At 45.4% G+C, this 11,142-nt stretch carries 11 protein-coding genes; 7 read left to right on the top strand and 4 right to left on the bottom strand.

Annotated elements, in window-relative coordinates:
- Positions 1-21 precede the first annotated feature (21 nt).
- The 7 genes from pgi to BM202_RS03995 all read left to right on the top strand — a co-directional run bounded on the left by pgi (position 22) and on the right by BM202_RS03995 (position 5,745).
- Entirely contained in the window at positions 22-1,680 is a 1,659-nt protein-coding gene (gene pgi / locus BM202_RS03965; RefSeq protein WP_093823139.1) for a glucose-6-phosphate isomerase, read from the top strand.
- Positions 1,681-1,844: 164 nt separating this feature from the next.
- The gene (locus tag BM202_RS03970) at positions 1,845-2,744 is read left to right on the top strand and encodes a hypothetical protein (protein ID WP_093823140.1); all 900 of its coding nucleotides are present in this window, start codon (positions 1,845-1,847) and stop codon (positions 2,742-2,744) included.
- A gap of 156 nt (positions 2,745-2,900) precedes the next feature.
- The gene (locus BM202_RS03975) at positions 2,901-3,806 is read left to right on the top strand and encodes a hypothetical protein (protein WP_093823142.1); all 906 of its coding nucleotides are present in this window, start codon (positions 2,901-2,903) and stop codon (positions 3,804-3,806) included.
- Positions 3,807-3,908: 102 nt separating this feature from the next.
- Positions 3,909-4,475 carry a precorrin-2 dehydrogenase/sirohydrochlorin ferrochelatase family protein gene (locus BM202_RS03980; protein ID WP_093823144.1) on the top strand — a complete coding sequence of 189 codons (567 nt, stop codon included), beginning with the start codon at positions 3,909-3,911 and terminating at the stop codon, positions 4,473-4,475.
- Positions 4,476-4,551: 76 nt separating this feature from the next.
- Positions 4,552-4,776: a hypothetical protein gene (locus BM202_RS03985; RefSeq protein ID WP_093823148.1), complete on the top strand. Its 225-nt coding sequence runs from the start codon at positions 4,552-4,554 to the stop codon at positions 4,774-4,776.
- Positions 4,776-5,174, top strand: a complete 399-nt coding sequence (locus BM202_RS03990) for a type II toxin-antitoxin system VapC family toxin (RefSeq protein WP_093823152.1) — start codon at positions 4,776-4,778, stop codon at positions 5,172-5,174. Before BM202_RS03985 ends, BM202_RS03990 begins: the two co-directional genes overlap by 1 nt.
- Positions 5,175-5,196: 22 nt before the next feature.
- Positions 5,197-5,745, top strand: coding sequence for an NADPH-dependent FMN reductase (locus BM202_RS03995; protein ID WP_093823153.1), 549 nt, complete (start codon positions 5,197-5,199; stop codon positions 5,743-5,745).
- Between the two features lie 10 nt (positions 5,746-5,755).
- On the opposite strand, the gene BM202_RS04000 is transcribed toward BM202_RS03995, so the two are convergent.
- From BM202_RS04000 to BM202_RS04015, 4 genes are all read right to left on the bottom strand, one after another.
- The gene (locus BM202_RS04000) at positions 5,756-6,520 is read right to left on the bottom strand and encodes a cupin domain-containing protein (protein ID WP_093823155.1); all 765 of its coding nucleotides are present in this window, start codon (positions 6,518-6,520) and stop codon (positions 5,756-5,758) included.
- Between the two features lie 181 nt (positions 6,521-6,701).
- A complete protein-coding gene (locus BM202_RS04005) occupies positions 6,702-7,037 on the bottom strand; it encodes an MGMT family protein (protein WP_093823157.1) in 336 nt (111 codons plus the stop codon).
- Positions 7,037-7,612 (bottom strand): DUF3109 family protein, encoded by a 576-nt coding sequence (locus BM202_RS04010; RefSeq protein ID WP_093823158.1) that lies wholly within the window; start codon positions 7,610-7,612, stop codon positions 7,037-7,039. The genes BM202_RS04005 and BM202_RS04010 overlap by 1 nt, the downstream gene beginning before the upstream one ends.
- Positions 7,613-7,860: 248 nt before the next feature.
- Positions 7,861-9,906 (bottom strand): hypothetical protein, encoded by a 2,046-nt coding sequence (locus BM202_RS04015; protein ID WP_093823160.1) that lies wholly within the window; start codon positions 9,904-9,906, stop codon positions 7,861-7,863.
- Between the last annotated feature and the right edge of the window lie 1,236 nt (positions 9,907-11,142).

The raw sequence follows: 11,142 nt of genomic DNA on the forward strand, positions 1-11,142 counted from the left end.
ACTGCAAACCAGAAATCACTTATGCTTGCTAATCATCGTTTCACGGACCTCCCCGCTTACAGCCAGCTACAAGCTCATTATAACAGCCTGAAAGACCGGCACCTCCGCGATCTGTTCGCCGAAGATCCAGCCCGGTTCGATACCTTCACGCGCCAGTTTGAGGATATTCTGCTCGACTTCTCCAAAAACCGAATTACCGCCGAAACCTTCAGCTTACTCGCACAACTGGCCACCCAGGCCGGGCTGACGGATGCCATCGGTAAGATGTTTTCGGGCGATAAAATAAACCGGACAGAAGATCGGGCCGTCTTGCACGTAGCGTTACGTAACCGCGCCAACAGTCCGATTCTGGTGGACGGCAAGGACGTAATGCCTGATGTAAATGAGGTTCTGGCGCACATGAAGTCGTTCTCGGAGCGAATCCGGTCGGGTGAGTGGAAAGGCTACACCGGCGAAGTCATTACCGACGTCGTGAACATCGGCATTGGCGGCTCAGACCTTGGCCCGGTTATGGTAACAGAGGCACTGAAACCCTATGCCGATGACAAAAAGTTGCGCGTACATTTTGTCTCGAACGTAGATGGAGTTCATATCTACGAAACCCTGCAAACCGTTCGGCCCGAAACCACACTGTTCCTGATTGCGTCGAAGACCTTCACCACGCAGGAAACCATGACCAATGCCCAGACGGCCCGACAGTGGTTTCTGGATACTGCCAAAGACGAAGCGGCCATTGCCAAGCACTTTGCTGCGCTGTCGACCAATCAAAAGGACGTCGAGAAATTCGGCATTGACCCCGACAATATGTTTGGATTCTGGGACTGGGTTGGTGGCCGGTATTCGCTCTGGTCGGCGATTGGGCTGTCGATTGCCTTATATATTGGCTTCGATACGTTTGAGGAATTGCTGGACGGTGCCCATGCGATGGATAATCACTTCCGCGACACGCCGATCGAGCAAAACCTGCCGGTAATTCTGGGTCTGGTAGGCATCTGGTACAATAACTTTTTTGGCGCACAAACCGAAGCCATTCTTCCTTACGATCAATACATGCACCGGTTCGCGGCTTATTTTCAGCAGGGCGATATGGAAAGCAATGGGAAATCGGTGGATCGCGACGGCAAGCCAGTCGATTACCAGACGGGTCCGATCATCTGGGGTGAACCCGGCACTAATGGCCAGCACGCTTTTTACCAGCTTATTCACCAGGGAACGAAACTCATCCCCTGCGATTTTCTGGCTCCGGCTGTCAGTCAGCGGCCCATCGGTGAGCATCATAAAATTTTAATGGCTAATTATTTTGCCCAAACGGAAGCCCTGATGAACGGCAAAACCGAGGAAGAAGCCGCTGAAGAATTACGCAAATCGGGTAAGAGCGAAGAGGAAATAAAAGCACTGGCTCCCTTCAAAATGTTTTCGGGAAATCGGCCAACCAATTCGATCCTTTTCAGAAAATTGACCCCACGGACCCTCGGTAGCCTCATTGCACTCTATGAGCATAAAATCTTCACTCAGGGCGTTATCTGGGACATTTTCAGCTTCGATCAGTGGGGCGTAGAACTCGGAAAACAACTGGCCAGCCGCATCCTGCCCGAGCTGCAGGATGATGCACCTGTGACCACGCATGACAGTTCAACCAATGGATTAATGAACGCCTTCAAAACCATGCGAACCGAATAACGCTGGCTTCATACAACCGCTTTTTTCTACTCTATGAGTTAGATTAAATTTGGCACAAAATTAAAATAGTTCAAAACATTGCTACAGACAGACCTGTTAATTGGGTGTAATTTCGGTTACACCCTTTTTTATTTTATATAACTCAACGATCATCCAACAAGGATATGAAACGTCAGTTTTCACTTTTGGTACTATGCCTTTGCGGCATCGGCATCGCAAATGCCCAAACTACTACTACTTATTCGTCCCCAACCACTACCTCAAACAGTACGTCGGTAACAACGGATAGTACAAATTCAGGTAATGGCACAACGCCGTCGAGTACGTTGTCTACCAACAGTTCGACAAATTCGGATGGAACGACCAACAGTACGAACTCGGTAACGCCGAATACTACGTACTCAACGAACAGCATGCCTGCGTCGACCGATGGTACGACAACGGTAACCACAACGAATGATACGTATAACACAACGCGCGTTAAAGGCACAAAAGCGAACGACTACAAAAATTTTGTATTCGGTATTTATGCGGGTCTGAACACGACCAAGTTCAAAGGCGAAGTAACTAATCCTAATGGAGGTAGCGATAAGCTGACGGGACGGCTGGGCTACCAAGCTGGTTTCTTCGTACGGGGTGGTGGTCGCCTTTTCGGTCAGATTGGGGCTGAATATTTTGCTTCGAGTTCAAACTACTTTGTACAAGGCTCTGGCCAATCGGCCTCGAATATTAAGGATCAGATTGACATCAAATACATCCAGGTTCCGGTTTACATCGGTTACAAACTTGTTGAATCGGATCGGGGCATCTCGGCTGTACGGGTGCAGTTAGGTCTGGAGTATGCCAACCAGATTGGTTCAAGCAGTAACTCGTTTGGCAATCTGAATAATCTGGAATTCAAGAAGGGTACGTTCAACGGCTTAGGTCAATTAGGTTTCGATGCGGGTCCGTTCTTCCTGGACCTAACGTACCATTATGGTTTCAGCGATGTTATCGCTCAGAACACTGGTTTTGCTACTTCACAGCGTCGGATACTGAGCGCCAGTGTAGGCTTCAAGTTCTAATCCTGGAAAAATACAAAAGCCGCTTTCCAACGAAAGCGGCTTTTTTTTTGCGAATTACCCTTAAAAAAACGATTAACCACCGTTCACGCAAACATTCCTAATTGATGCACGGTTGTAGGAATAAATGATGGTATTGGTTTACTCAACGCAAGAATTATGAAAACTTTCACTAAAACTGCCCTGCTTCTGGCAGGTGTTTGCACTACAGGGATCGTGTTTGGTCAGCAGAATTCCTACAATGACCGGTATGACGACCGTTACAACAATGATAACCGGTCATCACGCCGTGACGAACGTCGATACGAGCGACAATTTGAGGATCGGCTGGATGAACGACGGCAATTTAATGAGCGACGGGAAGAAGAACCCCGCTACAACAATCGGTACGAGGAACGTATGGGTAACGGGCGTCGGTCGGAACGGACGTATGACGAAAGCGATTTGAGCAAAGCATATGACCAGGGTTTTGAAGATGGTCAGCAAAATGTGGAAGCGACCGAACGTCAGGAGCATCGCCAGAATTATAAGCATTTTACCTTCGGCGTATATGCGGGTGCTAACTCAACCAGCTTTGAAGGAGAAACGATCGACAGCAAAAATTTGACTGGCCGTTTAGGCTATCAACTTGGCTTCTTCGTGCGGGGCGGTGGTCGAATTTACGGTCAGATTGGGGCTGAATATCTAACATCCAGTTCACAATTTTACAAGGCTGGTGATGGACAGGCAGGCAGCGTTGGAGACATCATTGGAAACATCGATCAGCGGTATCTGCACATTCCGGCCATGATTGGTTTCAAAGTGGCTCAGTCAGATCGGGGTGTATCGGGCATTCGGCTTCAGGTTGGTGCTGAATATGCAACGCCCCTCGGCACCGACAAAAATGATTTTAACTTAGGTAACGCTGATTTCCAGGCCGCTACCATCAACGGACTAGCCGGACTTGGTTTCGATGCAGGCCCGATTATGCTGGATTTTGTCTACCATTATGGATTTGCCGACGTACTGAGCAGTGGCAATAGCAAACGCCGGATTCTGGGTGTAAACCTTGGGTTTAAATTTTAAAAAGAGTCGCAAGTCATCAGTCGATAGTCGTAAGTTTGTCAATAAGAGTAAGCTGGTCTCTAACCACTTATCCCTGCTGACTTACGACTATCGACTTTTTTTATGAATACCCTCTTCCCCATTTTCGTCAAGGCTGAGAATCTGCACACGCTTATTGTGGGTGGAGGTTACGTCGGTCTGGAAAAACTTACGGCCCTGCTTGGCAATTCGCCCGAGGCACGTATTACCCTCGTAGCGCCTGAAATTCGGGACGAGATTCAGAAGCTGGCTCAACAGCATCCCAAACTACAACTAATTCAGGAGCCATACCATCCTATCTATTTGTCGGACAAAGACCTGGTGATCGTTGGAACGAATAACCGGACTGTTAATCACCAGATCCAGGCTGACTGCAAGAGCCAGCGCATTCTGGTGAACGTAGCAGATACGCCCGATCTGTGCGATTTCTACCTGAGTTCTGTTGTAAAGAAAGGCGATCTGAAAATTGCCATCTCTACCAATGGCAAATCGCCCACCTTCGCGAAACGATTCCGGGAAGTGCTTGAAGAAATCCTGCCCGACAGTTTGCAGGAAACGCTCGACAACCTGACGGCCATCCGTACCAAACTCAAAGGCGATTTCGTGCAAAAAATGGAGAAACTAAACGAGATTACAAAAGTGTTGCGATAAGTAGCAATCGGGTCTTTTTACAGGTTTGAAAGAAAATGCTAACTTGTTCACATAAATAATAAATCAAGTAGATGCCATGATTTATCAATTAGAAATTGATGACCGTGATGAAACAGCAAAGGCCGTTTTGGTATTCATCCAACAGATGGCTGCAACAAATAAGTCGATAAAGCCTCCTATTGCTCTTGTTGATGTAAATCAACCAAGTATGGCTGAACGTCCATTTGGAACAATGAAGGGCAGTTTTAAGCTATCACCTGACTTTAATGACCCACTGGGCGATTTAAAGGAGTATATGTAATGCGTTTCCTGTTAGATACACATATTCTACTCTGGGTGCTGGAGGCTGATCCGAAATTATCTATTAAGGCTAGCGAATTGATACGTAGTACAGCTAATGAGGTGTTTGTTAGTACGAGTTCATTGGTTGAGATTGCCATTAAAATAAAGGTTGGCAAACTCGACACTCAACGCACTCCAACTGAAATTACTCAGGAAATGGTACGCGTATTGGCGATGCAGTTACTGCCAATACTGCCTCGTCATCTAGACGCTTATCAGTCAATACCTCTTTACGAGGATCATCGCGACCCTTTTGACCGATTATTAATTGCTATAGCCTTGGCCGAAAATCTTACTATAATCTCGGACGATAGTAAGTTCGAGCGATATTCTTCAATCATTGACTTGGTTCAATAAGCTTCATAGCAGTTACGTTTGTATGAATATCGTTGCCATATCAGGTAGCCTGCGGGCCGCTTCCACCAACAAATTCCTGTTACGGGCAATTGCTGAATTGGCGCCCAATGAGGTGACCGTCACACTTTATGATGGCCTGGACGATCTGCCCCACTTTAGTCCCGAGCGAGATAAAGAAAATGCTTCCAAACCCGTCAATACGTTACGTACTCTGCTCCGGGAAGCCGATGCCGTACTCTTCTGTACGCCAGAATACATTCACGGAATGCCGGGCGTACTGAAAAATATGCTAGACTGGATTGCGTCATCGGGCGAGTTCGTGGACAAACCGGTTGGTGTTATCAGCGCCAGCCCCTCTGATATGGGTGGTTCGCGTGCGCATGCAGCACTAACTTACACGTTGGGGGTTTTAACGGCGAAGTTACCCCAAGACGCGTCATTGATTATTCCCTTCGTTCGCAAAAAAGTGGATGCTGACGGCACGATAATAGACCCGGTTCTAATTCAGGAATTGCGGGTAGTACTGACGGCGTTAGTCAATGCCGTAGAACATCAACAGCCAGCTAGCTAAATCGGCACGGCTACTCGAATTGAAAGGCAAAGTACGTACAGCTTCCTTTACTAGTATTTTGAATACCGTGCAGTACGTTTGATTCCAGAAAAATCACATCGCCAACACTCGCTGGTTGCAACACTCCGTCGATACTTTCCTGAGCCGTGCCATCAATCAGAAGCAGAATTTCGGCAGCCCGGTGCGTGTGGGGCTGATGACTCCATAAACCGGCGTTGAGCGTCGTGACGTGCATCTCAAATCGTTTGGTCATTACCGTTCCGCAGTCGAACATCCGCCGAATACCCCCTTTGTCGTGTGTCTTATAAGGCACCTCTTGCCAGTCGATCCAGAACGAACCGCCCGCCAATCGGTCAAGGTCTAGATCTGGCATCTCGTTTGAGGTATACTGCATTACATAATACGTGAGTGGTACGTTAGTTTTGTTCTCAAAGCGGTGTAAATCGCCCGGCATGACCAGCGCAACGCTACCCGGCCCCAGCGTTTTCTTCTTTTCATTCAGTGTCAGGGTTAATTCACCCTCTTTTATAATAATCAGTTGCTCCTCATCCAGCGTTTGGCTATGCTGCGAGGGCTGATTGGCAAATAGAGTTACTGCGTGAACGGCTAAGTTACTGAAATCCCGCGTAGGTCCTTCCATAATGGTTCTGTTCTCATAACCAGTGTGTTTGATAACCGGTGCCTGACTCCACGAATAGACTTTTGAGGGAATGGATTGGGGAAAAGCCGGAAGAATCGCTAGGACAGTTAACAACAGAAGCAGGAAGGATCTCATAGGAAAAGGTATTGAGTAGCGATTGAGCTGGCAATTTCGGCCCATTTGACGAAGTTGTTTATCAACAAAAACATTAAGCAGAAGCATTATAACTGTGCCCATTAATTGACGACGTAATAGAAGGGTCGCAGCCTGGACAGGAATCACCGAGTTCTATTCAGGCTGAGACCGATATTTCTTTCTACATCACCAACTCAACTGACGGGTCCCATAGTAATGTTTTGAAGTCAACAACACGGTCGCTGTCAACCCGAACGCCTTCGTCTTCGAGCAACCGTTGCATCACATTCGGCTCACCGAAAAAATGCTTGCCCGTCAACAGCCCAACACTGTTAACAACCCGATGTGCGGGTATATCGGGTCGATTATGGCAGCCGTTCATGGCCCACCCCACCATTCGGGCACCCGCCCGCAGACTCAGGTAGCGGGCAATGGCGCCATAGTTCGTAACACGCCCTTTTGGAATCAGGCGTACAACTTCGTAGACCTCCTCAAAATAATCGCGTTGTTCGGGCATTACTCAGCGCTGGCAGGGTTTTCAATCGCCGTTGTCAGTCGGCTATACCACTCTTCGCCGTAGGCACGGATAAGGGCTTCGCGGACAAACTTATAGATGGGCACGTTCAACTGCTCGCCGAAACTACAGGCTGGGCTACAAATGGGCCAGCGGTCATAGTTCAGGGCATGGAACGATTCGTATTTAGTAACCCGAATGGGATAGAGATGGCAGGAAATGGGTTTTTTCCAGTCAACTTTGCCATCGTTATAGGCCTCTTCAATGCCACACTTCAAAATACCCTTGTCGTTCCAGGTTGCATATACACACTCCCGCCCAGCGACGGTATTGGTCACAAAGCCGCCCTCGCCATCCGATTCGTACCCTCCTTTCTTTTCAATTACCCGAATTCCTTCGGGCGAAAGGTAGGGTTTTACATCCTCATAAATCCGGTCAAGAATAGCCGGTTCATCCCCTTCCAGAGGGGCGCCCATATCGCCTTCCACGCAACAGGCCCCTTTGCATTTATCTAAGTTGCAGACGAAGAATTTTTCAGCAACATCGTCGCTGATACAGGTATTATCAAGCAGAATCATAGTCGTAAGGCGAATCAATATTCGCCTATCAAAGGTACAACGCTACATGTAATGCTCTTATACCAGTGGTCGAATTATTGATTTGTGGGAGATAACCACCGTTTAGCAATTAGAGCATTTCATAACTTAGAAGCAGCTAACCCCACTGTCAGATTCCGCCGTTTATTTCCTGCAAATTAAAGATACTTACCTTATATTTTTAGGTTATATAATTTTTGTAAACTGAATTTGTATATAACATACAGGCGCTAGGGAAACATAATGGCTCCCTTCACAATAAAATCACTGCTTACTTCGCATACAGCAGTAATAGTAATGGGTTCCCCTGTTCCACTTCCTGCTACAGTTGGGGTAATATTAATCTTGTAAATGTTGGGATCTGATACATCTAGCGATAGAATGGCACCCCTGATATTAATGTAGGCTGGTTCTGTTGTCGTTTGATCAAGAATGGTCATGGTACTTTGAGAGGTACTTTTTGTACCAAGATATTGCTGTGCCATACTGATTGTACCTCTGAATCTTGCCATAGCCTGAGCACCAGACCCGTAAGTGCCAGCCTTAATTATACCTTCAACGGTAACACTATAGACGCCTGCTCTAGCTCCTATATTCTGGTTATTAGTGGTTCGCCACCTAGCTACTGTAGCTGTTATTGGTGTTCCTGCAGTACCCGCTGATACGGGGTTGAGAAACAACTGCTTGGAGATACCACTCTCAACCTTGAAAGGATAAGCCGTCCTGAAAACACTATTATCCGTATTTGAAAACAGATTTGTACTAATGACAAAGTTATTGTCTGACCACTGGGGAGAAATAATCTCGCTATTAGATACAATCGCTGTTGGGTAATTTGGATTATTGGGCTGCCCATTATCATACAATAAATATCGACTGCCTATTTCGGCTGGGCCATTTCCAAAAGTAATATTGACTTTACATCCTTGCAACTGGCCTCCTTGACTTAAATCAATTACAGGATGCCGTGTAGTACCTGCCGGAAAGGATGATCCGGCGTTTTCTTGATTAGCAACAACGCCATTAATTGTAGAATTAATTAATGGGCTTTTTACGCGCAATAATTGAGCAAACGACTCAACAGTACCATTAATAGTTAAGTTATAGGTTACTGGTCCAGTGACTAGGATTGCAGATTCGTTAGTGCCGCCTGTGCTTGAAATACGACTAAGATATCCATGAAAGTTAAACGAGTTCGTACCATTCAAGATCAATGCCGGTTGCACTTTACCATAGTTAACAATTGAATTCTGACCGATAAAATTCACTACACCCATACTTCCCTGGCCTGTAACGACAGTAGCATAAGACGAACTGACAGTATAAGCTAAACTTACATCACTTAAATCATTCTTATAGGAGAAAATACAGCCAATATTAGCTTGAATCCTACAATCCGTAACAGCAAACTCCTCAGCCCGGCAATTCATTATACCTATAGTACCAAGTCCATTATTAGCAGACGGTACATCGGCCATAACAATGAAGCAGTTCTTGAGTAAACAGCCCACTCCATTACCAGTAGTTCCAAGGGCAAATTGTGCTCCAATTGTGCTATAATTAGGTTCACTAGCTATAGATAGAATAAACAAGTTCTCACAACCTGAGGCAAATGAATCCGTAAAATCAAGCATAAGACCACCCGTATTGCCTATCAGAGTGGAGTTCATATAACCTCCCCCACTCCCCTTAATTACTATACCCTTGCATTTAGTCAGATCAAGAGTTTTCCGAATTCTGAAATTTCCTGGTGGAATTAATACTGTCGCAACATTAAAGACATTGCCATACCTATTTACTAAAAATTTGGCATAGTTAATGGCTCGCTGAATGGCTGGGGCATCATCGGTAGCGTCACTTTGACCAACAGCTCCAAACCATTTTACATTTACGATGCCATCGTTGATGACGCGCATATAGCGTTGTCCACCGACATTCATGATGGTACCAGAAGCAATAATATTTCCATTAGTATCCCGAATACCATTGGGCGATAAAGTATCCTGTGGATTTAAGGGTGTGTTGGCATTTCGAAATAGACCTTCCTGGCCTGGCTCTTTTAGTATAAAAACATCACCAGGTGCTGTTGTCAACGCTTTTGCTTCACTATATGTATATGCAGGAATAGGGGCTCCAACGGCTGCCTCGCGAGCGGAAGTAGAGTTTGAGAATTTACTCAAGCGTATCCATTTGCTATCCTCCCAATAATAATACCCTACTGCTACGTTCTGGGTTTGCCCTGTGTTATTCATTAATAGCCCTGCAGCAGGAAACATAACAGGAGAAGTTGATGAGGTTTGATTCAGAGCCACTTGGGCAGATAAAATGCCTCGGTAAGGACTGCCAGCCGAAAAAGGCCCATCGCTCACACTTAGGGATGCCGACCGATCAGGAGAATCCGAAGATTGACCTACCCATGTGTGAGCCTGGACCTCGTGTGAACTTAGGCCAAAGCAGAATAGACTGAAGCATACTACCTGTAGCAGTAGGGCGATCTTGGTTTTCATGATTTTTTGAGCAGGTAAAGAGATAAAGTAGTGTATAATCTATACACTATCCTACTGTCGAACAAAACGCTTGCACAATTTGGCTTTACGCAAGCTCTTGGCATAGTAGGTTCTACCCACTTATCGGGGCGGATCACTTGCAGTAGGCGTCGTAATGATATTGTTTTAACTAGACCATTTCTATTAAATCCTAATGAATTATCTATGAATATACCTGCCGCTAATGAAAATTTGCTGGCACTACTCAGTCTAAGATTATTAAACGCAGGCTGTCTCACTCTATGACCGCCATTTCTAAATAGGCGTTCCTTTGTCTCTGTTCGCAAGTAGAGACGATTTGAATTTGATCCTTGGGCGCCATAGCCAAAACAGTCTATACTATCAATACTATTATAGTTTCGGATCCCATTTTCGGCGACATAGAATTGAGCTATGCGTTCGAAACTGCTATAAATACCAAAAGCGATGTTCATATTGGGTGTATATTTGAAAACCTCTATGGCAGATCGCTAAATACCCCTGTGGCACCTGAAATACCTAGTATAATAGCTGAATTATTGAAGACACTCTGGCTGTGTACTATATAACCGGACACGACTCTATAAAAAAGTAATGCTACTAAATGAAGCTTTTTCATATATCTAAACAAAACATTTAAGGCAATACTTTTTGCCAGTACGTTATATAAATTTCATCTCTTTTTATTGTTACTACATATTCATATATTTAAATTTAAAGTACTAATTTGTAATTTCCAAACACTTATATACGATATATTAACATTATCTCCCTAAAAGGCTATATTAAATGCAATATATAATACATTTAATAAATACAATAGTAAATCAAAGCATCTGATTAAAAATAGAATAAAGACTTGCAAAATATACTATCAGCTTATTTTAGAAATGCCTCCAAACTCATCCCTTTCATAGCTGACCGCTCCGGCGGCTTGGTGATTCTGCATGGAAATTTATTGCACAATCCTGATCGACCAGCCAAAGT

This window comes from Spirosoma endophyticum, assembly GCF_900112365.1.
Taxonomy (GTDB): Bacteria; Bacteroidota; Bacteroidia; order Cytophagales; family Spirosomataceae; genus Spirosoma; species Spirosoma endophyticum.

Bases quoted from the DNA above. Each gene is read 5' to 3' on its own strand.
- BM202_RS03990 (WP_093823152.1), top strand. From the start codon at position 4,776: ATGCGTTTCCTGTTAGATACACATATTCTACTCTGGGTGCTGGAGGCT.
- BM202_RS03995 (WP_093823153.1), top strand. From the start codon at position 5,197: ATGAATATCGTTGCCATATCAGGTAGCCTGCGGGCCGCTTCCACCAAC.
- pgi (WP_093823139.1), top strand. From the start codon at position 22: ATGCTTGCTAATCATCGTTTCACGGACCTCCCCGCTTACAGCCAGCTA.
- BM202_RS03980 (WP_093823144.1), top strand. From the start codon at position 3,909: ATGAATACCCTCTTCCCCATTTTCGTCAAGGCTGAGAATCTGCACACG.
- BM202_RS04015 (WP_093823160.1), bottom strand. From the start codon at position 9,906: ATGTTTCCTGCTGCAGGGCTATTAATGAATAACACAGGGCAAACCCAG.
- BM202_RS04010 (WP_093823158.1), bottom strand. From the start codon at position 7,612: ATGATTCTGCTTGATAATACCTGTATCAGCGACGATGTTGCTGAAAAA.
- BM202_RS03985 (WP_093823148.1), top strand. From the start codon at position 4,552: ATGATTTATCAATTAGAAATTGATGACCGTGATGAAACAGCAAAGGCC.
- BM202_RS03975 (WP_093823142.1), top strand. From the start codon at position 2,901: ATGAAAACTTTCACTAAAACTGCCCTGCTTCTGGCAGGTGTTTGCACT.
- BM202_RS03970 (WP_093823140.1), top strand. From the start codon at position 1,845: ATGAAACGTCAGTTTTCACTTTTGGTACTATGCCTTTGCGGCATCGGC.
- BM202_RS04000 (WP_093823155.1), bottom strand. From the start codon at position 6,520: ATGAGATCCTTCCTGCTTCTGTTGTTAACTGTCCTAGCGATTCTTCCG.
- BM202_RS04005 (WP_093823157.1), bottom strand. From the start codon at position 7,037: ATGCCCGAACAACGCGATTATTTTGAGGAGGTCTACGAAGTTGTACGC.